We start from the raw sequence: 25,842 nt of genomic DNA, 5'->3' as shown, positions 1-25,842 counted from the left end.
CCCGTGAAACCCGTCGATCAAGGACGCCCGTCGCGACAATCACGCTATGCAACCGAGCGTCCTGCTGATGCCGCTCCTGCTGGTCCAGGCGGTGTGGCTGCTCGCGCCCGGCCTCCTCGCCGGCCTCCTGCTCGCCGGACGCGGCCGCGTCCCCGCCTACCTCGTCGTGCCCGTCGCCGGTCTCGCCGGCTGCGTCGCCGGATACGTGGTGCTGTGGGCGTACTTCGCGGCGCACCGCCTCGGCGACGTCGCGGTCGCGGTCTTCGCGGCCGCCGCGGTGCTGTCCGCGGCCGTGATCGCCGTGCGGCGCGAGCTGCGGGCGGCGCTGCTGCGCACCGACGTCGCCGCGCCGCTCGGCCTGATGCTGCTGCTCACCCTCGCGTACACGGCGATCACGTTCTCCTGCACCGCCGGGCCGGTCGCCGGGCAGGTCAACGGCTTCTGCCACCTCAACGGGTTCACCGGCGACAACGTCCTGCCGCAGCTGTTCGCCGACAACGTCCACCACGGCGACCCGCGCACCGTCACCTGGGGCTGGCGGGGCAGCGACCGCCCGCCGCTGCAGTCCGGGGTACAGCTGCTGCAGGCGCCGCTGACGGAGGCCCACGGCTGGCGGATCATCGGCTACGAGGTGCTCACCGTCCTGCTCCAGGCGCTCTGGCTGCCGGCGCTCTGGGGCCTGTACCGGGCGCTGCGCGTGCCCACCCGGACGTTCACCGTCGTCGCCGGCGTGTGCGCCTGCACCGGCACGTTCTTCTTCAACTCCGTGTTCACCTGGCCGAAGCTGCTGCCCGCGGCCCTGGTCACGCTCGCCTGCACCGTGTGGTTCCTGGACCGGCGCGGCCTGTGGAGCTGGACGATCGGCGGGCTCGCCGCGGGCGCGGCGATGGTCGCGCACGGCGGTGTCGTCTTCACCCTCGTGCCGGTCGGCGCCGCCCTGCTGCTGCCCCGGCGCCGGCCCGCGTGGACGTCGCTGGGCGCGGCGACCGCGGCGGCGCTGCTGATGTTCGCCCCGTGGGTCGCCTACCAGCGCCTCTACGACCCGCCCGGGGACCGGCTGCTGAAGATGCACCTCGCCGGCATGGCCGAACCCGACGAACGGCCCCTCGGTGAGCTGCTGCGCGTCCGCTACGGCGCCGACGGCGTCACCGGCACCCTCGGCAACAAGGCGGCCAACCTCGCCACCATCCTCGGCGCGCAGAACACCCAGTACCACCTCCTCGGCAAGGGCCGCACCGGCGTGGTCCGCGACGAGGAGTTCCGCTACCTCGCCCTGTCCCTCGGCGCGTTCACCCTCGCCGGGCTCGCCCTGCTCACCCGCGCCGGCCGCCGCAGGATCCGGGCGGGCGCCGACCCGGGCGGACTGCGCCTACTCTTCGGCGTCGCCGGGGCGTCCCTCGGGCTGTGGGTGCTGCTCATGTACGGCCCGGCGACGACCCACCTGCATCAGGGGTCCTACGCGACGATGCTGCTGCTCTTCGCCGGCCTCGGCGTCCTCTACACCGCGCTGCCCCGCTGGCTCGTGCGGACCGGGGTCGCGCTGCAGGCCGCGTACTGGGCGCTGATCTGGGTCGCGGCCGTCTGGAAAGGCCACCACCTGCACGGCGGCTACCTGGCGTTGAGCGCCCTGTCGTGCGCCGCGCTGGTCGCCGCCCTGGTGCTGCTGCACCGCCGCGGCGACCCGCCCGTCCCGTCCGGTGTCCCCGTCGCCCAGGCCGTCCAGGCCCCGGAGCCGGTCAGCGCCGACCGGTGACCCGCCCCGCCGCCGTGCGCGGCTCAGCGGGTGGCGGGCTCCGGATCCGCGTCCGGGGCGGTCAGCTCCGCGGGCGCGGCCGGCTCCGGGTCGGGCGTGCTCACCGGCGTACGCCAGACGACCGTGGCCAGCACGGCCAGCCCGGCGACCATGAGCAGCAGCGGGAGCACCGAACCGGTCGGCGGGTGCCACTGCCCGGCGAGGGGGTTGAACCAGCCCAGGCCCGCGTCCGGGGCGAGGCCGCGCTGCCAGCGGACCATGGCGAAGACCAGCAGCGCGAAGTGCACCGGCAGCAGGAACAGCACGAACGTGCGGGCCAGGGAGCGGACCTGCCCGGCGTCGAAGAGCTTCCGCTCCAGGACCCACGCGGCGAGCAGCGGCACCCCCGCGAGCAGCGGCAGCATGTACCGGCCGCCGGTGATGAACCCGGTGACGTTGGCCTGGCTGACCTGCAGCACGCCGGGGAGGATCACCCCGCCGGTGAAGAAGACCAGGTACCTCCACCGGGTGACCCAGCCGCCGACGAGCCCGCCGAGGATGACGACACCGCCGACGAGCATCATCCAGACCAGGTAGAACGGGCTCCACAGCTTCGTGTCGAACCAGCCGGCCACGCCGATCATGCCGATGAGCAGCTGATACCAGCTGTCGACGTACTGCGTGACGGCCTCGCCCGGCGTGTAGTTCCACAGGCCCGGCGGCGGCGGCACCAGCTCACCGGTGCGCATGCCGATGATCCACGCGGCGGACAGCAGCCCGGCCACGACGATCCCGGCGCACCACAGCTTCACGCGGGTGACCCGCCACCACTGCTTCAGCCACGCCCACCGCAACGGGACGGCGAGGGCCAGCAGCCCGAACACGAACCAGGCGGGTCCGCCGGAGCGCAGCGTCAGCAGCAGTACCGACGCGACACCCAGCAACGTGACCAGCGGTTTCTTCGCGGGGTCGGGTGGGTCCAGGAACAGCGGGATGCCGGCGGCGAAGAACGCGATCCCCGCCGCGATCTCCAGGGCGTTCGGGTTCACCCCACCGGCCAGGTGGGCGAGCATCGGGGTGGCCACGCACAGCAGCGCCGCGGCCGGCAGCCCGAACCGCGACCAGCGGCGCAGCGCCAGGAACGCCGACGCGAGCAGGGCCGCGCACATGGCCCCGTTGATCAGCCGGGCGACGACGAGCCCGCCCCAGTTCGGCATCCACCGCAGCGGCGGGCCGACGATCATGTAGAAGAAGGGGTTGTACCGGCCGGCGCTGGTGCTCACCTCGCCGACAGGGCCGCCGCTGAGGCCCTTCTCGCAGGCCGCGGACTTCGTCGGGTCGAAGCCCCAGCAGTTGGCGTGCGCGTCGAGACCGACGGGAACCCGCTGGTAGGCGCCCATGCCGGGGCGGCCGAACGCGTCCGGGACGGTCCTCGGCTCGGCGAAGATCTGTCCGGGCACGAACGATCCGACGCCCGCCGCCCTGATCGTGTGCTGCACCTCATCGGCCGGCCCGTCGAACGGCGCCGCCACCCCCCAGGCCCCGAAGACGAGGAAAAACGCAAGAAAGGCGACCAGCCAGGAACGGCGTCCGTTACGCACCCCGGGATGGTACAAGGTGATCTTGGAAACTGACACCCCGGGCGCGGCCGGCAAGCCATCCGGCGGTCACCCACGTAGGCTGGGACCGTGACCGAGTTCGACGGCCTGCCCGTGCTGCGCTCCCCTGTCGCGATTGCCGCGTTCGAAGGGTGGAACGACGCTGCCGACGCGTCGACCGCCGTCGTCGAGCACCTGGAGCAGGAATGGGGCGCCGAGCCGATCGCCGCGCTCGACCCCGAGGACTTCTACGACTTCCAGGTCAACCGGCCGACGGTGATGATGTCCGAGGGCGAGACCCGGCGCATCGAGTGGCCCACGACCCGCTTCTCCGTGGCCACCCCGCCCGACGCGGAACGCGACATCGTCCTCATCCGCGGGATCGAGCCGAGCATGCGCTGGCGCACGTTCTGCGAACAGGTCCTCGAGGTGTGCCACAGCCTCGAGGTCAGCCGGATCGTGCTGCTCGGCGCGCTGCTCGCCGACGTGCCCTACACCCGCCCGCTGCCGGTCAGCGGCTCCGCGCCGCGCGGCGCCACCACCACCGACACGTCCGAGCGGCTCGGCCTCACCCCGACCCGCTACGAGGGCCCCACCGGCATCGTCGGCGTCCTGCACGACGCCTGCGTGCGCGCCGACCTCGAGGCCGTCTCCTTCTGGGTGCACGTCCCGCACTACGCCAACAACCCGCCGTGCCCGAAGGCGACCCTGGCCCTGCTGCACCGCGTCGAGGAGGTCCTCGACCTGCCCGTCCCCACCGGCGACCTGGCCAAGGAGTCCTCCGACTGGGAGGAGCGGCTCAAGCAGGCCGCCGAGCAGGACGCCGAGCTCGCCGAATACGTCCGCGAGCTGGAGGAGCGCTCCGGCGACGCCGGCCTGCAGCCGCTGTCCGGCGACGAGATCGCCCAGGAGTTCGAGAAATACCTGCGCCGCCGGGGCGGACAGGCCGGACCGTCGGCGACAGGAGCCTGGTAGCCCAGCCACGTTGATCCCCGGGTCCGCCGCGGACCGCGGGATCGACGACGGCACCTCCGACACCGTCGCCGTGCTGCGCCGCGCCGTCGCCGTGGTGCGCCGGCGGCAGGAGCCGGGCGCTGCTGTTCGACAGCTCGCCGCTGCTGCCGTCGGCCGTGTCCGCGAACCCCGCCTTGTTCGAGTAGAACCTGAAACGCCGCCCGCCTCCCCGGCCGGGCGCCGAACCGGCGGTGCTCACGTGGTCCCGGATCGCCGCCTGACCCGGCAGGGCCGCCGGCTGATCGACGCCGCCGCGATCGTGGTGGCCGCGGCGCTCGGCGCGGGCGCGGCCGGGTGGATCGCCGAGTCGGCCGGGTTCAGCCCGCTCAGCGCCGGGCTCACGTGCTGCGTGGTGGCGGCGGCCGTCGCGATGGTCGTCTGGACGGTCCGGGCCGTCCGTCTGCTCCGTCGCTGACGGGCCGCCGCCGGTTCGCTCAGACCTGCCGGTACGTGCTGAGGAAACGACCGATCCGGCCGATCGCGTCCTCCAGGTCGGCGACCCGGGGCAGCGTCACGATCCGGAAGTGGTCCGGGTGGTGCCAGTTGAACCCGGTGCCCTGCACGACCATCAGTTTCTCCTTGCGCAGCAGGTCGAGGGCGAACTGCAGGTCGTCCTTGATCGGGTGCACCTCGGGGTCGATGCGCGGGAACATGTACAGCGCGCCCTGCGGCTTCGTGCACGACACGCCCGGGATGTCGTTGAGCATGCGCCACGCGGTGTCACGCTGGGCGAGCAGCCTGCCACCCGGCAGGATGAGGTCGTTGATGCTCTGGTACCCACCGAGCGCGGTCTGCACGGCGTGCTGCGTCGGCACGTTGGGGCACAACCGCATGTTGGCGAGGATGTCCAGGCCCTCGATGTAGCTCGTCGCGTGGTGCTTCGGCCCCGAAAGGACCAGCCATCCGGTCCGGAAGCCGGCCACCCGGTACGCCTTGGAGAGCCCGTTGAACGTGATCGTGAACAGATCCGGGGCGACCGCGGCCGTCGACACGTGCGTCGTGCCGTCGTAGAGGATCTTGTCGTAGATCTCGTCGGAGAAGACCAGCAGGTTGTGCCGACGGGCGACCTCGGCGATCCGCTCGATCATCTCCCGCGAGTACACGGCGCCCGTCGGGTTGTTCGGGTTGATGATGACGATCGCCTTGGTCCGCGGCGTGACCTTCGCGGCGATGTCGTCGACGTCGGGCATCCAGTCGTTGGTCTCGTCGCAGATGTAGTGCACGGCCTTGCCGCCGCAGAGGCTGACGGACGCGGTCCACAGCGGGTAGTCCGGGGACGGGATCAGCACCTCGTCGCCGTTGTCGAGCAGCGCCTGCAACGCCATGACGATGAGCTCGGAGACGCCGTTGCCGAGGTACACGTCCTCGATGTCGACGCCGTAGACCTGCTTCTGCTGGTAGTACTGCACCACGGCGCGCCGGGCGGACAGCAGGCCCTTGGAGTCACCGTACCCATGCGCGGCCGGCAGATTCAGGATGACGTCCTGGAGGATCTCCTCCGGCGCCTCGAACCCGAACGGCGCCGGGTTACCGATGTTGAGCTTCAGGATGTGGTGGCCTTCGGCCTCCATCTGCTTGGCGGCGGCCATGACCGGTCCGCGGATGTCGTAACAGACGTTGGCCAGCTTCGCGGACTGAGTCACCTGCATGCAGTCACACTACGAGGCTCACTCCCATGCCTCAGTAGCCACTTCTCAGGATGTGGTGCTTTTGGCGTTGCGGTTCGTGTTTCTGCTCGTGTTTTGGCTCGTGGTTTGGTCGTGTCGCGGTTCCTGTTGCGTGGAGCTTCCTAGGAGGCTAGGCTTTGGAGTATGACCATCAACCCTGGGGCCGCGGAGTTCCCGCACCGGCAGATCGCCGCGCAGCTCCGGGCCAGGATCCACCGCGGCGACTGGGCGCCGGGCGAGCGACTGCCGTCCATCCCGTCCCTGGCGACCCAGTTCGGCGTCGCCAAACAGACCGTCCAGCGCACCATCGACCAGCTGCGCATCGAGGGCCTGCTGATCACCCGCCCGGGCTCGGGCACGTTCGTCCGCGGCACCAAGCGCCGGATGAACCGGCTCTCCCGCGGCCGCTACGGCGCCGAACGCGGCTACCACGCCGAGCTCGCCGCCCGCTATCGCCAGCACCTCATGCAGGTCGGCGTCATGCCCTGCCCCGCCGACGTCGCCGAGGGCTTCGGCATCGACGTCGGCGTCCCGCTCCTCGTCCGCCGCCACCTCGTCCGCACCGGCGACGCCCCCGTCGAGGTCGGCGCCTCCTGGTTCCGCCCGGCCGACGTCCGCGGCACCTCGATCGAGCGCCCCGACGTGTTCGACCGCCCCCTCTATCAGGAGGTCGAGGCGGAGCTGGGCCGCCGGTATACGAGCGCGAAGGACCAGGTGAGCGCGCGCCTCCCCACCCGCGAGGAGGCGGAGCTGCTCCAGATCCGCCCCGACACCCCTGTCCTGGTCCTGCTGCACATCGCGTATGACGCCGAGCACAAGCCGATCGAGGTCGCCCAGGCCGCCTGGCCAGGCCCGATGACGTCCCTCACCGAGGAGTACAAGATCCCGGGCGTCCGGCCCGGCCTCCCCACCGACGAGCCCGACCTGGCCCTGGGCTGACCCACCCCCCGCCAACCTGAACCCGACACGCAGCCGCCATCGGCCCGCTCCGGTGGCCGGACCTGGCGCGCACTCGGCCTGCCCACTTCAGGCCCAGCGCACGGCGCTAGGACCCGGTCTGGCGCACTCGACCTATCTCGGTCCCGGTGCGGCGCCACCGACCGGACCCGGTCTGGCGCGCACTCGACCCACCTCGGGCAGGGGGCGCGGCGCCACCGCCGGACCCGGGCCGGCGCGCATCGACCCGCCTACCGCCAGGCCGACTTGGGAGATTCACCAGAGCACAACCGCCGAACCCCAGCCCCGGCCAACCGCCACCGCCGAACCCCGGTCTGGCGCTCACTCGACACGCCCATCGCCTGGGTCCGCGCCGGGGACTCATCTGAGCACACCTTCGAGCCCGGGCTCGGCCGACCGTTGGCGCCGAGTACATCGCGGGCGCTCACTCGACCCGCCCGCCTCAGGCCCAGCGTCGGTGCTCACCTGAGCTCACTTGGGCCCATCGTCGTGTCGTGCCCCTGCCCCTCCGACCCCAACCGCCAAAGCCGAGCGTGGGTGCCCGCCTGAGCACATCGCCGAGCCCGGCCGCGGCGGCGATGTCCCGCGCTCGCGCTGCCTCGGTGGGCTCCATGCGTGGGTGGTCGCGGTCGAAGAAGGGTCGCGGCCCGTCGCGGTGCGGGAGGCCGTCTGCGGTGGGACACCCCTGCCTCGGCCGGCCGCTGTCGCCGAGCCAGCGCGGGCGCTCACTCGACACGCCCACCTCAGGCCCAGCGTGGGGCTCACTCGGGCCCGACGCCGAGTCGTGCCCCTGCCGTCGGCGACCGCAACCGCCAAAGCCCGGCGTGGAACACACCTGAACCACCGCCGAACCCGGTCGACGGCCTGGACATGGACGCGCGGCTGTCGTGGGCGCGGTTCGCTGCCGAGTCGAGCCCGTAGAACTGCCGGACGAGTGTCGCCTTCCCGTGCCCGGAGTGCCGGCGCCGGCCTCCGAAACCCGGCCTGCCACCGAGCCCGACACGCAAGGTCTGCCGGACCACCACCTTGACCCCAGCGCGGGCCCGTCCACCGGCAAGCTCGTCGACCACGGCCGACGGCCCGACCACCCGTCGACGAGCCGACCAGGTCCCGGCGCGGTCGCTTTCCCATGATCCGGAAGACATATTGCTGCTATGGCGACAAAAAGTCGTCCGGATCATGGGGAACGCAGACGGGAAGGGAACAGGCCACGACCGGCTGACAGCAGGGGGAAGCGGGGCGCGGGCAGACTGGGGGCGGTTCAGTGCGCGCGGGTGGAGAAAAAGTTCAGGCGGGCGTGCAGCGTTCGGGTGGGCGGCGGCCGTTCTATCCGCGGCGGAGGGAGCGGCCGGTTGAAGGCAGAGGATCCGGACGGGTTCCGGGAGTTCGTGGCGTCGCGGATGGCGGCGTTGCGGAACCTGGCGTACGTCACATGCGGGGACTGGCACGCGGCCGAGGACGCGGTTGCCAACGCCCTGGCCAAGTTGTATCCGCGGTGGTCGAAGCTCGACCGGCCAGATCTGTACGCGCAGACGATGGTGGTCAGAGCGGCGATCGACGAGACCCGGCGGCCGTGGTGGCGCCGGGAACGGACCGCCGGGGACAAGGTGCCGGATGTCGCGCAGGCCGATCACAGCGGCGCCGCCGACGAACGCCTGACCGTCCGCCGGGCACTGCAGGAGGTGCCGGTGCGGCAGCGGGCGGTGCTGGTGCTGCGGTACTACCTCGGCATGACCGCCGAGGAGGCCGCTGAGGTGCTCGGGATCCGGGCGGCATCGGTCAGGAGCCAGACGACCAGAGGTCTGGCGAATCTCCGGGCGGCCCTCGCCGCCGGAGGCGTGGTCTTGGATGAACCGTCTGAACTCGGAGAGTGGACCCATGCGAATGCAGGACCTGGTGGAGCTGGCGACGTCAGAGCCACCGCCGTTGCGGTACGACGTTGACCAGATCCTCGAGTCGGGGCAGCGCACCCAGCGCCGTCGCCGGCTCGGCTGGGTGGCGTCGGGCGCGGCCGCCGTGGCGGTGCTGGGGGTCGTCGCGGCGGTGACCGTGACGTCGCTCGGCGCGGCGACCGGCGACCCGTTGCAGCCCGGCGCGCCGGTCGCCGAGGCGCAGCCCGTGCCGGGCACCGCGGAGCCGTTCACGTTCACGTTCGGCGAGTACCGGGTCGGCAAGCTGCGCGTGGCGCGGCCGGTCGACGTGTCCGCCGCGTATCAGCTCGCATCGGTGTACGCGGACGGGTTGACGACGAACGACAGGGCCGCCGACCCCAACGGGCCGTCGAGCAGGAGCGGCAACCTGTACGCGTACCTGACGGTGTACCGGGCCGGCGCGTACGACCCGTCGAAGCTGACCGGCGCGCGACCGGTGACCGTCGGCGGGCGCAGCGGCCTGGAGGTCAGCGGCCCGTACCACGGGTGGGCGGTCAAGCGGACCCTCGCGTGGCAGTACAACACCGGCGCGTGGGCGGTGATCGAGGCGATGTCCGACGACGCCGCGTTCCCGTCGGCGCGGGAGCTGACCGACCTCGCGGCCGGCCTGCGGGCGAGCGCGCCCGCGGCGGCGAAGGTGCCGGTGAAGTTCTCGTACCTGCCCGCCGGGTACCGGCTGACCGAGGTGTCGATGCACGCCATGACGGGCCTGAACGGCATCGCCTCGGCGCGCGACGGAGACTACGCGGGGCTGCTGTTCAGCAACCCGCCGCTGCCGGTGACCGGGCTGACCGAGCCCTACGGCGGCGTCGACGGCGACGCGCCGGCCGGGACGTTCGTGGTGTACGTGGTGCCGGCGGCCAACTCCAACCAGCAGCCCTCGCCGGGCGTCACGTGCGGCAACGGCTTCTGCAACCGCTGGGTCAACGGTGTCAACATCCAGGTCAGCAGCGAGCACCGGCTGACCGACACGGAGATGACCCGGATTCTGGACGGCGTCACCCTCGCCGACGTGCACAACGAGGGCGCCTGGACCGTGGCGACCGCCGCGATCCCGTAGCGGAGCACGACCGGTGCCGGCCCGTTCGACGGGCCGGCACCGGTATCGGCGTCAGGTGATCGGGTCGGGCGCGACCTGGGCACGCTCGGCGGTGACGCCGGGGTGCGCGGCGGTGGACGCCCGCGGGTCGCCCTCGTCGGCGAAGTAGTCCGACGCGCTCGTGTCGTCGCCGCCGTCCGTGACCGACGCCGCCCGCAGGATCACGGTGAGCAGCGCCGCGACGGCGAGGTTGACCGCGACCGCGACGAACCCGACGTAGATCGTCTTCGTGGAGTCGAACCCGAAGTCCTTCAGCGGGAACGCCGAGCCACCGAAGTGCGCCCGTTTCGTCGCCGCGTTCGGGATCTGGTACAGCATCCACATGCCGAGGCCCATCCCGGCGATCCAGCCGCCGATCAGCGCGCCGCGGTGGAACCAGCGGGTGAACAGGCCCAGCGCGACGGCCGGCAGCGTCTGCAGGATGATGACGCCTCCGATGAGCTGCAGGTCGATGGAGAACTGCGGGTCGACGAACACGACGAAGACCAGGGCGCCGACCTTCACCAGCAGCGACGTCACCTTCGACACCGTCGCCTCCTGGTGCGGGGTGGCGTCGCGTTTGAGGTATTCGCGGTACACGTTGCGGGTGAAGAGGTTCGCCGCGGCGATCGACATGATGGCGGCGGGGACGAGCGCGCCGATGCCGATCGCGGCGTAGGCGATGCCGGCGAACCAGTCGGGGAAGAGCTTGTCGAACAGCAGCGGCACGACGGTGTTGTTGTCGTTGGTGCCGTTCGGGTTCTTCAGCGGCGTCACGTTGGCGGCGATCGCGGCGTACCCGAGCAGGGCGATGAGGCCGAGCAGCAGCGAGTACGCCGGCAGCGCCGACATGTTGCGCTTGATCACGTCGCGGTTCTTGCTGGCCAGTACACCCGTGAGACTGTGCGGGTAGAGGAACAGCGCGAGCGCCGAGCCCAGGGCGAGCGTGATGTATTGGAGCTGGTTGTTGGCGTTGAGCAGGATGCCGTCGCCCGGTGCCGGTGTCTTGTCGAACTTCGCGTCGGCGGCGTCGAAGATCGCGCCCCAGCCGCCGAGCTTGTAGGGCAGGTAGAACACGGCGACGAGGATGACGACGTAGATCAGCGTGTCCTTGACGAACGCGATGAGTGCCGGCGCCCGCAGCCCGCTGGAGTACGTGTAGGCGGCGAGGATCGCGAACGCGATGATGATCGGCAGGTGCCGGGCGATCGTCCCGGACCCGGTGACGCCCATCGTCTTGAGCACGGACTCGATGCCGACGAGCTGCAGCGCGATGTACGGCATCGTCGCCACGATCCCGGTGATCGCGATGAGCAGCGCCAGGGTCGGCGACTGGAACCGCGCCCGCACGAAGTCGGCCGGCGTGACGAACCCGTGCCGGTGCGACACCGACCACATCCGGACGAGGACCAGGAACACCAGCGGGTAGATGATCACCGTGTACGGCACGGCGAAGAACCCCGCGGCGCCGGCCGCGAACAGCAGCGCGGGCACCGCCACGAACGTGTACGCCGTGTACAGGTCGCCGCCGACGAGGAACCAGGTGATCCAGCCGCCGAAGTTCCGGCCGCCGAGCCCCCATTCGTCGAGGTGGTTGAGGTTGTCGGGCCGGCGCCAGCGGGCCGCGACGAACCCGACGGCGCTCACCCCGATGAACAGGATGACGAAGATCGCGATCTCGAGCTGATGGTCACGCCACATGGCCGGTCACCGCCGCTTCGTCATCTGGTAGACGAGCGTCGTGGTGCTGACGCCCACGACGATGATCGCCAGCTGCATCCAGTAGAACCGCGGGAACCCGAGCAGCCTGGGGCTGTCGGCGTTGTACCAGACGGTGACCAGCGGCAGCACGATCGGGATGAACAGCAGCCAGTTCCACGGACTCTTGTCCGCGGCCCGGGGGGTTTCGGGCCTTTCGGGACCGGTCACGGCAGACCTCCTTCACGGGGTGTCCGGGCCTGGCGGACGGCCCGGGGCAGATCGACGTAACCTGATCAAATGCCCGGCCGCGCATCGACGGGAGCCCTGATCGGCGAACGGTCGGTTCCGCGCGCCGGACGGTGTCCCACGTCACACCAAAGGCCGATCCGGTGTCGTTCGCGGCAGGTGTACGACCCTGCGGGGCGGGACACTGCCGCTGCGCGGCGCCCGGCCGGGACGGACAGGTGCCGAGCGCCGGCGGCCCGGCGGCCCGTCCGTCGTCCCCGGCCCGTTCCCCGGCCGTCATCACCGATCCTCCTCGTCAGCGGGACAGTTCCGCCGGCGTGGCGTTGCCGCCGGTCAAAGCGACCGCCACCCGCTCCCCCATCAGCTCCGGCCGGGCGAGCACCGCCGCGAGCGCCGCCGCCCCGGCCCCCTCCGCCTGCGTGTGCGCGGCCCCGGCCAGCACCCGCCGGGCCGCGTCGATCTCGTCGTCGCCGACGAGCACGAACTCGGCGAGGTGCGCCCGCAGCAGCGCCTGCGGCACCTCGAACCCGCGCCCGGTCGCCAGCCCGTCGACCCGGGTCCGGTTGTCCCGGCGTACACAGGAACCGGCCCGCCACGAGTCGTGCGCGGCCGGCGCGGCGGCCGACTGCACCCCGACGACCCGGCACCCGGGCGCGACGGCGGCCGCGACGAGGCACGCGGCCGCCGCGCCCGTCCCGCTGCCGACGGGCACCACCACCGTGTCGAGGTCCGGGTGCCGTTCGAACAGCTCCAGGTACACGGTCCCTACCCCGGCGATCACGGCCGGCTCGTCCCCGGGGCTGATCAGCCGCCCGCCGAGGGTCGCCGCGTGCGCCTCCGCGCCGGCCATGTCGTCACCGTGCAGGGTCACCGTCGCGCCGAGCGCCCGGACGGCGCGGACCTTGAACTCGGCGGCGCCGACCGGCATGACGATGTGCGCAGGGACGCCGAAAACGCGGGCCGCGTAGGCGACCGACCGGGCGTGGTTGCCCGTCGAGTACGTCACGACCGGCTCCCCGCCCCGGTGGCCGGCGAGGAGGTTGAGCGCGCCGCGGACCTTGAACGCGCCCGTCGGCTGCGCGTTCTCGTGCTTGACCACCACGCTGCGCCCGGCGATCTCGTCCAGCAGCGGATACGACCACGACGGCGTCACCGGAAGATACGTCCCGATCAGCCGCTTGGCCCGCAGCACGTCGTTGAGGCTCATCATGGGTCCAGCCTGCTGCCGGTACCATATATAAAGCTAATGCCGAGTTTCTTGGAAAATCATAGGTGCGGTCGATGCTTGACGTGACGCGGTTGCGGGTGCTGCTCGCGGTCGCCCGGCACGGCTCGGTGACCGCGGCCGCCGAGGCGTTGCACTACGCCCAGCCGTCCGTCAGCCACCACCTGGCCCGCCTCGAGGCGGAGACCGGCGCCCGCGTGCTCCAGCGGGTCGGCCGGGGCGTCCGCCTGACGCCCGCCGGGCTGCTGCTCGCCGAGCGCGCGGAGGAGATCCTGGGCCGGCTCGACGCGGCGGAGGCGGAGCTCGAGTCGCTCAGCGGCCTGACCGCGGGCCGGGTGCGCCTCGCCGCGTTCCCGTCGGCGCTGGGGTCGTTCGTGCCGCTCGCCGCGGCCCGCTTCGCGGCGGCGCATCCAGGGGTGGCGCTGAGCCTGGCCGAGGCGGAGCCGCCGGAGGCGTTGCGGCTGCTCAGAGCCGGTGAGGTCGACCTGGCCGTGGTCTTCGACTATGCCGAGCCGGGGCCGCTGGACGGGGTGCGGCTGACCCCGCTGTTCGCCGAGCCGCTGCACCTGGTCACCGGCCCGGACGAGACCCGCGACCTGCCCGGCCTGTCCGGCGCCCGCTGGATCGCCGGCTGCGAACGCTGCCGGGCCAGCCTGGTCCAGCGGTGCGCGGCGGCGGGGTTCGAGCCGGAGATCGCCTTCACCACCGACGACTACGTCGCCGTCCAGGCCCTGGTCGCGGCGGGTCTCGGCGTCACGATCCTGCCGGACCTGGCCCTGCGCGCGCACCGTTCGCCGGACGTCCGGGCGGTGCGGCTCCCCGGCGACGGCCGCCACGTGAGCGCCGCCCTGTACGGCGCGCCTCCGGACCCTCCCGGCCCGGCCGCGCTGCTCGACGCCCTCCTCGACGCACTCCACGACACCCGGGGCGGCGGCGAGCCGCCCGGGGCGCCCCGCTAGGACGCGACGCACCCCGGGGTGCCGCGCTAGGACGTGACGTGTGCGCCCGTGTAGGTGCCGATCGGGGCGTCGCCGGTGGTCTCGTACTCCAGCAGGAGCAGGCCCTTCGCGGTCGCCTCGTGGTGGGCGAGCCGCACGCCGGCGGTCTGCGCCGGGTGGGTGAGGAACCGGCGGCCGGACCCCGCCACGGCGGGGGCGACGACGAGCCGCAGCGCGTCCACGAGACCGGCCGACAGCAGCGCGGCGCCGAGCCGGGCACTGCCGTGCACCTGCAGCTCCCGGCCGGGCCGCGCCTTGAGCGCCGCGACCGTCAGCGTGGGGTCGCCCCGCAGGACCGTCACGGGGTTCCAGGCGGGGTCCGTGAGGGTGGCCGACACGACATACTTGGGCAGCCCGTTCATCCGCTCGGTGAACGGGTCGTCCGGGTCGGTGATCCGCGGCCAGTCGCGGGCGAACGCCTCGTAGGTCCGCCGGCCGAGCAGCAGCCCTTCGGCGCGGCCGAGCCACTCGGACGCCCGGTCGACGAACTGCGCGTCGATGTGCGGCACGAGCCAGCCGCCGCCGGTGAAGCCGTCGCTGGTGTCCTCGTCGGGCGAGCCGGGGCCCTGGCTGACGCCGTCCAGCGTGACGAACTGCGTGACCGTTACCTTCACCGGACGGCTCCGCTCTCCCGCTCGGCGAGGCGCGTGAGCTGGCCGGTGACGGTACCCCAGCCGTCGATGAAACCGAGGGTCTCGTGGCGCTGCCGGGCGGCCGGGTCGCCGTGCCGGACGACGACGCGGTAGTCGGTGCCGTCCGGGTGGTCGCCGAACGAGATCTCGGCGGTCATGGCCACCGGGTCCGGGGTCGCGGGGCGCCACTCGCTGTCGACCGCGTTGGTGAACACGATCCGCCGGAGGTCCTCCACGACGAGGAAGCAGGCGTCGATGTGCGGGGCGAACCGGACCCCGTCCTCGCTGAGCCGGGTCACGAACCCGCCGCCGGGCCGGACGTCGAGGCGCTCGACGCGGGTCCGGGCGGGCGCCGGCACCCACCACTGCGCGAGGCGGTCGGGGTCGGTCCAGGCGCTCCACACCGTGCTGCGGGGGGCGCGGATGACCCTGGTCAGGGTGAGGTCGAGCGCTGGGTTCACGGCTGGTCCTTCGCGGGGTCGGTGACGAACTGCTCGAGCCGGTCGGTGCGGTCCTGCCAGATCCCGCGCTGCTCGGCGAGCCAGTCGTCGAGCAGGGCGAGCCGCTCACGGTTGAGCGTGCAGGTGCGCACCCGGCCCGACTTGGCCGTGCGGATCAGGCCGCTGCCCTCCAGGGTCCGCACGTGCTTCATGAACGAGGGCAGCGCCATCGGGAACTCGCGGGCGAGGTCGCCGACGCTGGCCGGTCCCCGCCCCAGCCGGCGGATCACGGCCCGCCGGGTCTGGTCGGCAAGGGCGACGAACACGTCGTCGAGCTGCGCCGAATACTGAGCCATGGAGCTAAGTATTCGGGCCGAAAACAGTTAGCGCAAGAGCTAAGTGTCGTGGGCGCGTCAGGAGTCGCCGAGGACCTCGGTCTGCGCCGGGTCGCCGGCCAGGAAGTTCATGACGTCTCCGGAGGCGAAAACGGCGCGGGCGGGGAGGCCTCCGCTCATGGCGACCCGGGACGTCCGACGGTCCCGGGCGCGGCGATCAGGCCTGCCCGCCCACGCGATCCTGCACAGCTCTGCAACGACCCCGCACTGTGCTCAACGAAGCGGGCTACAACTTGATGCCCAGGAGGGCGTCGACGGCGAGGCGGAGCACCGCCGGGGCGTCGCGGTCCTCGCCGGCGTCGGCGAGGGTCGCGTCGACCCAGGCGTCGACGGCGGCCAGGGCGCCCGGCGAGTCGAGGTCGTCGGCGAGGCGCTCGCGGAGCTGCTCCAGCAGCTCGATCCCGGACGGGCCGACGTTCGCCTTGGCGGCGGCACGCCAGCGGGACAGGCGCTGCTGGCCGGTCTTGAGGATGTCGTCGGTCCACTGGCGGTCGTTGCGGTAGTGGTCGGCGAGCAGGGCGAGCCGCACCGCCATGGGGTCGACGCCGTCGGCGCGGAGGCGGGAGACGAAGACGAGGTTGCCCTGGCTCTTGGACATCTTGTCGCCGTCGAGGCCGATCATGCCGGCGTGCACGTAGTGCGAGGCGAAGGGGGTCCGGCCGCTGAGGGCCTCGGCGTGGGCGGCGGAGCACTCGTGGTGCGGGAAGAGCAGGTCGTTGCCGCCGCCCTGCACGTCGATGGTGTCGCCGAGGAGGCTCAGGGCGATGACGGCACACTCGATGTGCCAGCCGGGGCGGCCGGGGCCGAGGTCGCCGCCGTCCCAGGCGGGCTCGCCCTCGCGCACGCCGCGCCACAGCAGCGGGTCGAGGGGGTCGCGCTTGCCGGGGCGCTGCGGGTCGCCGCCGCGCTCGGCGGCCAGGCGCAGCATCTCGGTGCGGGACAGGTTGGACTCGCTGCCGAAGCTGGGCGCGGTCGCGACGCTGAAGTAGACGTCGCGGGTGCCGTCCTCCAGGACATAGGCGTGGCCGGTCGCGAGCAGCGACGACACCTGCCGGGCGATCTGCGGGATCGACTCGACGGCGCCGACGTAGCGCTTCGGCGGGATGATCCGCAGCGCCTCCATGTCCTCGCGGAAGAGGGCGGTCTCGCGCATCGCGAGGACGACCCAGTCCTCGCCGTCGCGGGCGGCGCGCTCCAGGAGCGGGTCGTCGATGTCGGTGACGTTCTGGATGTAGTCGACCTCGTGGCCGGCGTCGCGCCAGACGCGGTTGGCCAGGTCGAACGCGATCATCGTCGCGGCGTGGCCGAGGTGGGTCGCGTCATAGGGCGTGATGCCGCAGACATACATGGTGGCGGGCCTGCCCTCGATCAGCGTCGGCGCGGTCTCGCGGCGCGCCGAGTCGAAGAGGGCGAGGGTGGTCGCACCGGCAGCGGTGCGGGGCAGCGTGGGCACCGCCGGTGCCGACCATGAATCCATCCGCCAAGACTATCCGCGGTGCCCGGCCGAAACACGGGGGAAACCGGTGTGACGAACCTAGCCCAGATAGCCCTGGACAGGCTTTACATCGGCGGCCACGGAATCGCGTGCCGGTCCTCGTCGGGCGCCGGATACCGCTTGTCCTGCAGCAGCTGGGTGATCCGCAGGGCGACGGTGCCGACCTCGGCGGCCGTCAGGTGCTCCGACAGCGCCTCGGCGAGCCCGGCGGTGTACTGCGCACGCAGCTTCTCCAGGACCTCGACGGCCTCGTCGGGCAGCGGCTCGCCGGCCCAGCCCCACAGGATGGTGCGCAGCTTGTCCTCGGCGTGGAAGCAGATGCCGTGGTCGACGCCGTGGACGCGGCCGTCGACGGTGTCGATGATGTGCCCGCCCTTGCGGTCGGCGTTGTTGGCGACGGCGTCGAAGACGGCCATCCGGGCCAGCCGCGGGTCGTTGTCGTGGGCGAGGACGAAGGGCCGGCCGCGCTCGTCGTGCGCGGTGAGGATCCGCTTCCAGCCCTGGGGGACCTTGCGGGCGGGGACGAAGCCAAGGATCGCGTCGTCGCACTGCAGCTCGTCGTCGATCCACAGCTGGACCATGCCGTGGCCGAGAGGCCCGTCGCGCAGGACGGTCGGCGGGACGACGGACCAGCCGGTGGCCTCGGACAGCAGCCAGGCCGCATACTCCCGGCCGGCGAGCGTGCCGTCGGGGAAGTCCCACAGGGGGCGCTCCCCGCTGACGGGTTTGTACACGCAGCGGGCGACGGTCGACCCGTGGGTGATGACGGCGCGCAGGGTCGCGTTGGACGCGTCCATCAGCCGGCCTTCGAGCTCCATGGTGCCGTGGCGGAGCAGCTCCAGCGCCTCGTCCTGGGGCAGTGCCGGCACGGCGTCTACCGGCGGTAGCCGTTGTGGCGCGGGCAGAGGTGCCCGCGGGCGTCGAGGGGCTGTCCGCACAGCGGGCACGGCGGCCGGCCGGACGCGACGACGCGCTTGGCCCGGTCGATGAACGCGCGGGTCGCCTGCGGGGTCAGCCGGACCCGGAGCCGGTCCCGGTCGGCGGTGCTGAGCTCGTCGTCGTCCTCTTCCTCGGCCGCTTCGACCTCCTCGTCACCGACGGCGATGGCCTCGATGACCACGGTGGCCGTGTCGACGTCGAAGGCGAGGCCGAGCGTGCCGACGCGGAACTCCTCGTCGAGCGGCGTGTCCAGCGGCTCGTTGTCGCTGGTGTCGACGGCCGCGGTCTCGGGCAGGTCGACGCCGAAGCGGCGCTGCGCCTCCAGCAGGAGCTCCTCGAGCTTCTCGGCGAGGAGGGTCACCTGCACCTTTTCGAGGGCGACGCTGACCAGCCGCCCCCCACCGCGGGCCTGCAGGAAGAAGGTCCGCTCCCCCGGCGCACCCACGGTCCCCGCGACGAACCGCTCCGGCGGCTCGAATGCGTACACCTGGTGGCTCACTCCGTCACCTCCGCTGCGCTCCAGCGACGGAGCGAGCTCCAACTGCGCCCATGATGAGCACGCCGCCGCTTCGCTCCGGACCGCTCATGCTAAGAACTCTATCCGCACCCTTCGGTCAACGCTCACGCCAGGCAGCAAGATCACACAGAACCGCCCGAACCGCCCCCGACGGCGGCATCGGAGGTCGGTTCCTCGTCCACCTTCGGTACAAAAGGCGAGAGGTCGCCGCCGGTGTCGTTGAGCCGGAGCACGAAGGACCGCAACGGCGTGTAACGGATCACCGTGACCGAGGCGGGCTCGACGGCGATGCGCTGGAACAGGTCCAGGTGCATGCCGAGGGCGTCGGCCACGATCGCCTTGATGATGTCGCCGTGGCTGCACGCGAGCCAGACCGCGTCGGCGCCGTGCGACCCGGTGAGCCGGGCGTCCCAGGAGCGGACCGCGGCGATCGCGCGGGCCGACATGACGGCCATCGACTCGCCGTCGGCCCCTGGGAACACGGCCGCCGACGGGTGCGCCTGGACGGTGGCCCAGAGGGGCTCCTTCGCGAGCTCCTTGAGGGGCCGGCCGGTCCAGTCGCCGTACCGGCACTCGACGATCCCCTCGTCGACCGTGACGTCGGTGAAGTCGGGCAGGGCGAGGGACAGCGTCTCCCTGCAGCGCGGCAACGGGCTGGACACCACCGCCGCCAGGGGCAGCTTCGCCGCGGCGAGCCGGTCGCCGACCGAGCGGGCCTGCGCCTGCCCGACCTCGTCGAGGCCGACGGGCTGGTGACCGGCGAGGACACCGCTGGCGTTGGTGGTGGTGCGGCCGTGCCGGAGCAGCAGGAGCGTCGTCACAGCGACAAGCCTGCCATCTCCCACGCCCGGGCGAGCTCCCGCATGGTCTGGATGCCGTGCTCGTGGTCGCCGAAGATCAGTGTCGCGATCTCGGTGACACCGGCCTCCTTGTACGCCTGGAGCCGCTCGGCGATCCGCTCGACGGGCCCGAGCAGCGACGTACGGTCGATGAACTCGAACGGGATCGCGGCCGCCGCCTCGCGGTGCTTCTTGGCCAGGTAGAGGTCCTGCACCTCGCGGGCCGCGTCGCCGTAGCCCATCCGCGTGGCGAGCGCGTTGTAGAAGTTCTGCTCGCGGCTGCCCATGCCACCGACGTAGAGGGCGGCGTACTGCCGTACCAGCTCCGCGCACATCTGCGGGTCGTCGCCGATCACGACCGGTACACCCGCGGAGATCTGGAACCCGTCCATCGTCTTGCCGGCCTTGGCCCGCCCCGCCTCGATCGACTTGAGCGACTCCGGCGCGAACTCCGGGGAGAAGAAGATCGCCAGCCACCCGTCGGCGACCTCACCGGCGAGCTCGAGGTTCTTCGGGCCGACGGCGGCGAGGTACACGGGCACGTGGTCGCGGGTCGGGTGCAGGGTCAGCTTGAGGGCCTTGCCGGGTCCGTCGGGCAGCGGCAGCGTGTAGTGCTGCCCGTCGTAGGCGACGGTCTTGCGGGTCAGCGCGAGGTTGACGATGTCGATGTACTCGCGGGTGCGCTGCAGCGGCTTGCCGAACCGGACACCGTGCCACCCTTCGGACACCTGCGGCCCCGACACGCCGAGACCGAGCCGGAAACGGCCGCCGGACAGCTTGTCGATCGTGGCCGCGGTCATGGCCGCCATGGCGGGGGTGCGGGCCGGGATCTGGAACACCGCGGAGCCCAGCTCGATGCGCTCCGTCTGCCCCGCGAACCACGCGAGCATCGACGGCGCGTCGGACCCGTAGGCCTCCGCGACCCATACGCAGGAGAATCCGAGCCGGTCCGCCTCCTGGGCCAGGGCCAGGTGACCGGCGGGTTCATTCCACGCGGCGAGATATCCGAGGTTCAACGCGAGTCGCACAACAGCCTCCCAGGGTCCCCCGTGCGACCCTGCACGGGGCGGCACCAAGGGTAGCGGGGGGCCCACCTACCCGCCTTCGGTGGGATCCGGCCGTATCGTTCCACCTATGCAACAGCGACCGCTCGGCCGTAGCGGGCTGGCGGTATCCCGGCTGGCCCTCGGCACCATGACCTGGGGCCGTGACACCGACGCCGACGATGCGGCCGCCCAGCTCAAGACGTTCCGCGACGCGGGCGGCACGCTGCTGGACACGGCCGACGTCTACGCCGACGGCGAGGCCGAGTCCGTCATCGGCGCCCTGGTCGGCCGGCTCGTGCCCCGCGACGAGCTGGTCATCGCCACGAAGGCGGGCCTGCGCCCGGGGATGACGCGCCGCCGCGACGGGTCCCGCAGCCACCTGCTGCGCGCGCTCGACACGTCCCTGGAGCGACTCGGCACCGACCACGTGGATCTCTGGCAGGTCCACGGGTACGACCCGGACACGCCCCTCGAGGAGACGCTCAGCGCCCTGGACACCGCCGTGTCGTCCGGCCGCGCCCGCTACGCGGGTGTGTCGAACTTCTCCGGCTGGCAGACCGCCCGCGCCGCCACCTGGCAGGCCGCCTGGCCGGGCCGCGCCCCGCTGGTCTCCACCCAGGTCGAGTACTCGCTGCTCGAACGCGGCATCGAGCGCGAGGTCGTGCCCGCCTGCTCCGCGCTCGGCATCGGTCTGCTGCCCTGGTCGCCGCTCGGCCGCGGGGTCCTCACCGGCAAGTACCGCGGCGGCGTCCCCGCCGACTCGCGGGCCGCGTCGCCGCACTTCGAGCGGTTCGTCGCGCCGTACCTGGACGACCGCTGCGCCGGGATCGTCGAGGCGGTCGCCACCGCGGCCGGCGGCCTCGGCGTGTCGCCCCTCGAGGTCGCGCTCGCGTGGGTCCGCGACCGGCCGGGCGTCGTCGCGCCCGTCCTCGGCGCCCGCACCGTCGGGCAGCTGCTCGGCGCCCTGCAGACCGAGGAGATCGAACTGCCGCGGGAGATCCGCGCCGCCCTCGACGACGTGTCGGCACCGACGTCGGGCTATCCGGAGCGCCAGACATAATTGCCGGACCATGACCCGTTCCGCTGTGTTGTCGCTGGTACTGGTGGCGCTCCTGGCCGGTTGCGACGCCGGTCCCCCGGTGAACCACCCTGACGCCACGGTCCCCACCCCGACGTGGGCGCCTGCGCCCACCGCCTCGCCCGCCGGCGTCGCGGTGCCTGCCGGGGGGCCGCCGGCCGCCGTTGCCGTGTCCGGTGCGCTGACCGCGGTCGCGCTGCCCACCGGCCTGGCCATTCTGGATAATCCACTCATTTCCACGCCCTCGGCCGTCAGCGCCGTGGTGGCGCTGCCAGGCGGCGGGTTCCGGGCCGTGGCCGGCAACACCGTCCTCACCGTCCGGGGCACCGCGGTCGACCGCTGGGAGCTCCCCGCGCCCGGGACCGCGCTCGCCGTGCACCCGTCCGGGTGGACCGCGGTCACCGCCCCCTCCACCGGCGACGTGATCATCCTCTCCACCACCGGCGCCGTCACCCGGACCCTGCACACCGGCGGGAAGCCCGGTGGCGTCGCCGTCACCGGTGACCTCATCGGGATCCTGGACCCCTCCGACACGTCACTCACCGTGTACGACGCCACCTCCGGCACCCGCCGCGAAGGGCTGCGCGCCGGCGACGGAGCGGTGAGCGTGACCACCGACGACGCCGGGCGTTTCCTCGTCATCGACGCCCGCGACGGCGAGCTGCTGGTCTTCGAGACCGGCCCGCTGCTCCTGCGCCAGCGCTTCCCCGTCGCCGGCACCCCCTACGCCCTCGCATTCGCCCGCGGGACACTCTGGGTCACGGTCACCGAACGTAACCAGGTGGTGGGCTACGACCTGTCCGGCGGCACCCCCCGGGAGGTCACCCGCCACCCCACGGTCCGCCTGCCGATCGCGGTCGCCGCCGACCCCGCCACCGGCACCGTCGTCGTCGCCGGGTCGGCTGAAGGGCTGGTGCAGCGGATTACGCCGTAGCAATATCGGTTCATGGACTACGAGTACGTGCCGTTGCGGCTGCCGTCGAACGTGGACCGCCTCACCGCCAACGCACAGCTGACGATCCAGGCCGAATACGGCGGCTGGGAACTGGCCAGGGTGCGGCTCTACGCCGACGGCACCCGCCAGGTCATGCTCCGCCGCAAACTCACCAGCGACGCCATGCCCGGCCTCAGCACGTAAAACCGCTTCCAGGGCCGCCGTCGCATCGATCCGGCCCCCTATAGTCCTGCTGTGGCAGGCACCCGGATCGGCATCGACTTCGGCACGTCCAACACCGTCGCGGTGCTCGCCACCGCCGGCGAACGGCCCAGACCGCTGCAGTTCGACGGCGCGGAGCTGCTGCCGTCTGCGGTGTGCCGCTCGGCGGACGGGGACCTGCTCGTCGGCAGGGACGCCCTGCACGCCGCACGGGCCCTGCCCGAGGCCTTCGAACCCAACCCGAAACGCGTCATCGACGAGGGCACCGTCCTGCTCGGCGGGGCCGAGGTCGCCGCGGTCGACCTGGTCACCGCCGTCCTGCGCAGAGTCGCCGCCGAAGCCGCCCGGGTCGCCGGCGCGCCGGTCGCCGACGCCGCACTCACCTGCCCCGCCGGCTGGGGCCCCTCCCGCCGTGAACTGCTGCGCACCGCCGCTGCCGCCGCCGGGTTCGGCACCGTCACCCTCGTCGCCGAGCCCGTCGCCGCCGCCCACGCCTTCGCCGGCGAGCATCCCGCCGGCTCGCACATCGTCGTGTACGACTTCGGCGCCGGCACCTTCGACGCCACCGTCGTCCGCCGCACCGGCACCGGGTTCGAGGTCCTCGCCGAACGCGGCCTGGAGGACACCGGCGGCCTCGACGTCGACGCGGCCGTCGTGGCGTACCTCGGCACCGTCTTCGCCGCCCAGGACGCGCGGCGCTGGGCCCGGCTGACCGAGCCGGCGACCGGGCAGGACCGGCGGCTCGCCCGGATGCTGTGGGACGACGTGCGCACCGGCAAGGAGATGCTGTCCCGCGCCTCCTCCACCCTCATCCACGTGCCGCTGTTCGACACCGCCGTACCCCTCGGGCGCGACCAGCTGGAGCAGCTCGCCCGGCCGATCCTGGACCGGACCGTCGCCGCGACGCGGGCCGTCATCCGGGCCGCGGGCGACGCCCCGGACCGCGCCCTGTTCCTGGTGGGCGGCTCGTCGCGGATGCCGCTGGCGGCGACCCTGCTGCATCAGACGCTGGGCGTCGTGCCCGTCGTACGGGAGCGTCCTGAGCTGATGGTCGCCGAGGGCAGCCTGCTCGCGACTCCCTCGTCCCCTGGTCTTCCGCCGGCGGTGCTGCCGCCCGGGTCACTGCCGCCGGGGGCGCTGCCGTCTGCGGGACCTCCGGCCGGGCCGCTGCCGCTTGGGGGGCTTCCGGCCGGGTCGCTTCCACCCGCTGGGCATCCGCCCGAGTCGCTGCCGCCTTCGGTGGTTCCGCCCGAGTCGCTGCCGCCTTCGGTGGTTCCGCCCGAGTCGCTGCCGGCCGCGGTGCTTCCGGCCGGACCGCTTCTGCCCGGGCCGCGGGGTGCGGAGTCGTCGGCGCCGGTCGGCGGTGGCACCGCGGAGCCGGTCTCCGGCGGGTTCGCCGATCTGGTCGCTTCCACGTTCGCCGCCGCCGGGCCGGTCTCCCCTGCGGCCGCCGGGCGGATCTTCCCCGCTACCGCCGGATCTGCCTCACCCGCCGCCCCGCCTGCTGCTTCTGCGCCCACGTCGCCGGCCGCTTCCCCTGCCACCGCTTCCCCTGCCACCGCCTCGCCGGTCTCGCCCGCTGCCACCGCCTCGCCGGTCTCGCCCGCTCTCGCCGCCTCGCCGGTTTCGCCTGCCGCGCCGGTTCTGCCTTTCGGGCTGGCCTCGCCTGCCGGTCCGGATTCGCCTGCCGTCCCGGTTTCAGCCGCCGGACCGGATTCGCCGGCGGCTGGTGTCTCGCCTGCTGCCGGGGCGTTGCCGGTTTCGCCTGCCGCGCCGGTGGTGACGGCGGACCCGCCGCCGGCGCCGGGCAAGGGTGCCCGGTGGGTCGTGGCGGTCCTCGCCCTCGTCGCGGCGATCGTCGCGGCCGCCATCTACCTGCCCGGCACCGGCGACGGTAACGACGCACCCACCGGCAGCGGCGCCTCACCGGGACCGTCGGCGTCCCGGGCGCCGGCCACCCCCGAGTTCCGGCAGATCGCGATGACCCAGTCCAACGACAGCTACGTGACCGGCGTCAGCGTCACCGCGGACGGCACCAGGTACGCCACCGGCAGCCTCGACGGCAAGGTCCAGCTGCACCAGCTGGGCAGCACCGGTTCCGAGGTCCTGCACCAGACGGGCGACGCCATGGTCACCGTCGACACGGTCGCGCTCAGCCCGGACGGCCGGGTCGTGGCGTTCGCCGTACAGGGCGGCGTGACCGTGACGGACGTCGCCTCGAAGGCGCAGATCGGCCGGATCGCCAAGTACCCGGGCCCCGGCTCGTCGGTCAGGTTCAGCCCCGACGGCGGCACCCTCGCCATCGGCCACGCCGACGGCGGAATCGTCCTGTGGGACGTCGCCACCCGCAAGGAACGCCGGACCCTCAGCACCGGCAGCGACGGCGTCCGCGCCCTCGCCTTCGACACATCCGGCACCCTCGCCGCCGCCGCCGCGGACAGCGGCAAGCTCCGCATCTGGACCGTCGCCGACGGCACCCTCCGCAGCACCCTGCCCGGCCACACCGGCCGCGCCCACGACGTCTCGTTCAACCCCGACGCCACGAAGCTGCTCTCCGGCGGCTCCGACGGCAGGATCCGGATCTGGAACATCGCCGACGGCAAGGAACTGAAGTCCGTCGAATCAGGCCAAGAACTCGTCAGCCGGGTCCTGTTCGGCCCGGCCGGCACCGCGTTCGTCACCGTCACGTCCAGCGACCACAAGCTCCGCCTCTGGAACGCGACCACCTACGACCTGCTCGCGACATCCCAGTGGATCTCCGCCGACTGCCTGACGGTGACCCCCGACGGCACCCGCCTCATCGTCGGCGGCCTGGACAGCACCAGCCGCATCTTCGACACCACCGGCCTGCTGTAGTTCACCCACGGCATGAAGCCACGGACGCACAGCTGACCTCCGCTGACAGACCACCCCGGACACCGTCGACCCGTCCCGCGGAGATGCCCCAAAACCCGCCGCAGCGAACCCCACGACACCCGGCCGGACGATTCGACCGGGCCGAAACGACGGTCGCGCCGGGCCGACCGGGCCGGGTGCGACGGCGGGGCTGAGCGCGACGGCCGAGCTAGTACGGCAGCCGCCGTTCGGGATGTTGCTGGTTGACGGGGCTGGACAGAGCACGGCCACCGCGTGATCGTCTGTGCGTTGTGGACACAACT

General features: G+C 72.7%; 24 protein-coding genes. 11 read left to right on the top strand and 13 right to left on the bottom strand.

Annotated features, from left to right (window positions below):
* Nucleotides 1–46: 46 nt before the first annotated feature.
* Nucleotides 47–1,753 carry a hypothetical protein gene (locus tag ACZ6TV_RS40885; RefSeq protein ID WP_465304359.1) on the top strand — a complete coding sequence of 569 codons (1,707 nt, stop codon included), beginning with the start codon at nucleotides 47–49 and terminating at the stop codon, nucleotides 1,751–1,753.
* 23 nt (nucleotides 1,754–1,776) lie between these two features.
* On the opposite strand, the gene ACZ6TV_RS40880 is transcribed toward ACZ6TV_RS40885, so the two are convergent.
* Complete coding sequence (locus ACZ6TV_RS40880; RefSeq protein ID WP_465304357.1) at nucleotides 1,777–3,333, bottom strand: DUF2142 domain-containing protein; 1,557 nt, start codon at nucleotides 3,331–3,333, stop codon at nucleotides 1,777–1,779.
* A gap of 87 nt (nucleotides 3,334–3,420) precedes the next feature.
* Here ACZ6TV_RS40880 and ACZ6TV_RS40875 point away from each other — a divergent pair, with 87 nt between their 5' ends.
* Both ACZ6TV_RS40875 and ACZ6TV_RS40870 read left to right on the top strand, forming a co-directional pair.
* Nucleotides 3,421–4,305: a PAC2 family protein gene (locus tag ACZ6TV_RS40875; protein WP_465304355.1), complete on the top strand. Its 885-nt coding sequence runs from the start codon at nucleotides 3,421–3,423 to the stop codon at nucleotides 4,303–4,305.
* Between the two features lie 238 nt (nucleotides 4,306–4,543).
* On the top strand, nucleotides 4,544–4,759 hold the full coding sequence (locus tag ACZ6TV_RS40870) for a hypothetical protein (protein WP_465304353.1): 216 nt from the start codon (nucleotides 4,544–4,546) through the stop codon (nucleotides 4,757–4,759).
* Nucleotides 4,760–4,778: 19 nt separating this feature from the next.
* Here ACZ6TV_RS40870 and ACZ6TV_RS40865 read toward each other — a convergent pair whose 3' ends face one another.
* Nucleotides 4,779–5,993, bottom strand: coding sequence for a pyridoxal phosphate-dependent aminotransferase (locus ACZ6TV_RS40865; protein WP_465304351.1), 1,215 nt, complete (start codon nucleotides 5,991–5,993; stop codon nucleotides 4,779–4,781).
* Nucleotides 5,994–6,155: 162 nt separating this feature from the next.
* Between ACZ6TV_RS40865 and ACZ6TV_RS40860 the strand changes: the two genes are divergently transcribed.
* From ACZ6TV_RS40860 to ACZ6TV_RS40850, 3 genes are all read left to right on the top strand, one after another.
* Complete coding sequence (locus tag ACZ6TV_RS40860; RefSeq protein WP_354784580.1) at nucleotides 6,156–6,950, top strand: GntR family transcriptional regulator; 795 nt, start codon at nucleotides 6,156–6,158, stop codon at nucleotides 6,948–6,950.
* A gap of 1,370 nt (nucleotides 6,951–8,320) precedes the next feature.
* Entirely contained in the window at nucleotides 8,321–8,911 is a 591-nt protein-coding gene (locus ACZ6TV_RS40855; protein ID WP_465304348.1) for a sigma-70 family RNA polymerase sigma factor, read from the top strand.
* On the top strand, nucleotides 8,847–9,959 hold the full coding sequence (locus ACZ6TV_RS40850) for a hypothetical protein (RefSeq protein ID WP_465304346.1): 1,113 nt from the start codon (nucleotides 8,847–8,849) through the stop codon (nucleotides 9,957–9,959). Before ACZ6TV_RS40855 ends, ACZ6TV_RS40850 begins: the two co-directional genes overlap by 65 nt.
* A 51-nt stretch (nucleotides 9,960–10,010) precedes the next feature.
* Here ACZ6TV_RS40850 and mctP read toward each other — a convergent pair whose 3' ends face one another.
* From mctP to ACZ6TV_RS40835, 3 genes are all read right to left on the bottom strand, one after another.
* Nucleotides 10,011–11,678: a monocarboxylate uptake permease MctP gene (gene mctP, locus ACZ6TV_RS40845; protein ID WP_465304344.1), complete on the bottom strand. Its 1,668-nt coding sequence runs from the start codon at nucleotides 11,676–11,678 to the stop codon at nucleotides 10,011–10,013.
* A gap of 6 nt (nucleotides 11,679–11,684) precedes the next feature.
* Nucleotides 11,685–11,906, bottom strand: a complete 222-nt coding sequence (locus ACZ6TV_RS40840; RefSeq protein WP_465304342.1) for a DUF3311 domain-containing protein — start codon at nucleotides 11,904–11,906, stop codon at nucleotides 11,685–11,687.
* Between the two features lie 313 nt (nucleotides 11,907–12,219).
* Nucleotides 12,220–13,134, bottom strand: coding sequence for a threonine ammonia-lyase (locus ACZ6TV_RS40835; RefSeq protein WP_465304340.1), 915 nt, complete (start codon nucleotides 13,132–13,134; stop codon nucleotides 12,220–12,222).
* 71 nt (nucleotides 13,135–13,205) lie between these two features.
* Here ACZ6TV_RS40835 and ACZ6TV_RS40830 point away from each other — a divergent pair, with 71 nt between their 5' ends.
* Entirely contained in the window at nucleotides 13,206–14,108 is a 903-nt protein-coding gene (locus ACZ6TV_RS40830; RefSeq protein WP_465304338.1) for a LysR family transcriptional regulator, read from the top strand.
* Nucleotides 14,109–14,134: 26 nt separating this feature from the next.
* On the opposite strand, the gene ACZ6TV_RS40825 is transcribed toward ACZ6TV_RS40830, so the two are convergent.
* From ACZ6TV_RS40825 to ACZ6TV_RS40790, 8 genes are all read right to left on the bottom strand, one after another.
* Entirely contained in the window at nucleotides 14,135–14,761 is a 627-nt protein-coding gene (locus ACZ6TV_RS40825; protein ID WP_465304336.1) for a dihydrofolate reductase family protein, read from the bottom strand.
* The gene (locus ACZ6TV_RS40820) at nucleotides 14,758–15,240 is read right to left on the bottom strand and encodes an SRPBCC domain-containing protein (protein ID WP_465304334.1); all 483 of its coding nucleotides are present in this window, start codon (nucleotides 15,238–15,240) and stop codon (nucleotides 14,758–14,760) included. The genes ACZ6TV_RS40825 and ACZ6TV_RS40820 overlap by 4 nt, the downstream gene beginning before the upstream one ends.
* On the bottom strand, nucleotides 15,237–15,575 hold the full coding sequence (locus tag ACZ6TV_RS40815) for an ArsR/SmtB family transcription factor (RefSeq protein ID WP_465304332.1): 339 nt from the start codon (nucleotides 15,573–15,575) through the stop codon (nucleotides 15,237–15,239). The genes ACZ6TV_RS40820 and ACZ6TV_RS40815 overlap by 4 nt, the downstream gene beginning before the upstream one ends.
* Before the next feature lie 265 nt (nucleotides 15,576–15,840).
* The gene (gene mshC / locus ACZ6TV_RS40810; protein ID WP_465304330.1) at nucleotides 15,841–17,091 is read right to left on the bottom strand and encodes a cysteine--1-D-myo-inosityl 2-amino-2-deoxy-alpha-D-glucopyranoside ligase; all 1,251 of its coding nucleotides are present in this window, start codon (nucleotides 17,089–17,091) and stop codon (nucleotides 15,841–15,843) included.
* A gap of 83 nt (nucleotides 17,092–17,174) precedes the next feature.
* Nucleotides 17,175–17,978, bottom strand: a complete 804-nt coding sequence (locus tag ACZ6TV_RS40805) for an SCO1664 family protein (RefSeq protein ID WP_465304328.1) — start codon at nucleotides 17,976–17,978, stop codon at nucleotides 17,175–17,177.
* Between the two features lie 5 nt (nucleotides 17,979–17,983).
* Nucleotides 17,984–18,547 (bottom strand): DUF3090 domain-containing protein, encoded by a 564-nt coding sequence (locus tag ACZ6TV_RS40800; protein WP_465304326.1) that lies wholly within the window; start codon nucleotides 18,545–18,547, stop codon nucleotides 17,984–17,986.
* A gap of 140 nt (nucleotides 18,548–18,687) precedes the next feature.
* Nucleotides 18,688–19,386, bottom strand: a complete 699-nt coding sequence (locus ACZ6TV_RS40795) for an MSMEG_4193 family putative phosphomutase (RefSeq protein ID WP_465304324.1) — start codon at nucleotides 19,384–19,386, stop codon at nucleotides 18,688–18,690.
* Nucleotides 19,383–20,432 (bottom strand): LLM class F420-dependent oxidoreductase, encoded by a 1,050-nt coding sequence (locus tag ACZ6TV_RS40790; protein ID WP_465304322.1) that lies wholly within the window; start codon nucleotides 20,430–20,432, stop codon nucleotides 19,383–19,385. Before ACZ6TV_RS40790 ends, ACZ6TV_RS40795 begins: the two co-directional genes overlap by 4 nt.
* 106 nt (nucleotides 20,433–20,538) lie before the next feature.
* Between ACZ6TV_RS40790 and ACZ6TV_RS40785 the strand changes: the two genes are divergently transcribed.
* The 4 genes from ACZ6TV_RS40785 to ACZ6TV_RS40770 are packed head-to-tail and all read left to right on the top strand — an operon-like array spanning nucleotide 20,539 to nucleotide 25,540.
* A complete protein-coding gene (locus ACZ6TV_RS40785; RefSeq protein WP_465304320.1) occupies nucleotides 20,539–21,510 on the top strand; it encodes an aldo/keto reductase in 972 nt (323 codons plus the stop codon).
* Nucleotides 21,511–21,520: 10 nt separating this feature from the next.
* Nucleotides 21,521–22,462: an NHL repeat-containing protein gene (locus tag ACZ6TV_RS40780; protein ID WP_465304318.1), complete on the top strand. Its 942-nt coding sequence runs from the start codon at nucleotides 21,521–21,523 to the stop codon at nucleotides 22,460–22,462.
* A 12-nt stretch (nucleotides 22,463–22,474) separates the two neighbouring features.
* A complete protein-coding gene (locus ACZ6TV_RS40775) occupies nucleotides 22,475–22,666 on the top strand; it encodes a DUF5703 family protein (RefSeq protein WP_327010753.1) in 192 nt (63 codons plus the stop codon).
* Between the two features lie 51 nt (nucleotides 22,667–22,717).
* A complete protein-coding gene (locus ACZ6TV_RS40770) occupies nucleotides 22,718–25,540 on the top strand; it encodes an Hsp70 family protein (RefSeq protein WP_465304316.1) in 2,823 nt (940 codons plus the stop codon).
* Nucleotides 25,541–25,842: the final 302 nt, after the last annotated feature.

The sequence above is a fragment of the Dactylosporangium sp. NPDC051087 genome (genome assembly GCF_055586325.1).
This window is presented reverse-complemented; position numbering and strand designations above follow the sequence as displayed.

Coding starts and splice junctions, on each gene's coding strand:
- ACZ6TV_RS40835 (WP_465304340.1), bottom strand. CDS start 13,134: ATGATGAGCCTCAACGACGTGCTGCGGGCCAAGCGGCTGATCGGGACG.
- ACZ6TV_RS40780 (WP_465304318.1), top strand. CDS start 21,521: ATGACCCGTTCCGCTGTGTTGTCGCTGGTACTGGTGGCGCTCCTGGCC.
- ACZ6TV_RS40775 (WP_327010753.1), top strand. CDS start 22,475: ATGGACTACGAGTACGTGCCGTTGCGGCTGCCGTCGAACGTGGACCGC.
- ACZ6TV_RS40860 (WP_354784580.1), top strand. CDS start 6,156: ATGACCATCAACCCTGGGGCCGCGGAGTTCCCGCACCGGCAGATCGCC.
- mshC (WP_465304330.1), bottom strand. CDS start 17,091: ATGGATTCATGGTCGGCACCGGCGGTGCCCACGCTGCCCCGCACCGCT.
- ACZ6TV_RS40885 (WP_465304359.1), top strand. CDS start 47: ATGCAACCGAGCGTCCTGCTGATGCCGCTCCTGCTGGTCCAGGCGGTG.
- ACZ6TV_RS40865 (WP_465304351.1), bottom strand. CDS start 5,993: ATGCAGGTGACTCAGTCCGCGAAGCTGGCCAACGTCTGTTACGACATC.
- ACZ6TV_RS40815 (WP_465304332.1), bottom strand. CDS start 15,575: ATGGCTCAGTATTCGGCGCAGCTCGACGACGTGTTCGTCGCCCTTGCC.
- mctP (WP_465304344.1), bottom strand. CDS start 11,678: ATGTGGCGTGACCATCAGCTCGAGATCGCGATCTTCGTCATCCTGTTC.
- ACZ6TV_RS40850 (WP_465304346.1), top strand. CDS start 8,847: ATGCGAATGCAGGACCTGGTGGAGCTGGCGACGTCAGAGCCACCGCCG.
- ACZ6TV_RS40785 (WP_465304320.1), top strand. CDS start 20,539: ATGCAACAGCGACCGCTCGGCCGTAGCGGGCTGGCGGTATCCCGGCTG.
- ACZ6TV_RS40830 (WP_465304338.1), top strand. CDS start 13,206: ATGCTTGACGTGACGCGGTTGCGGGTGCTGCTCGCGGTCGCCCGGCAC.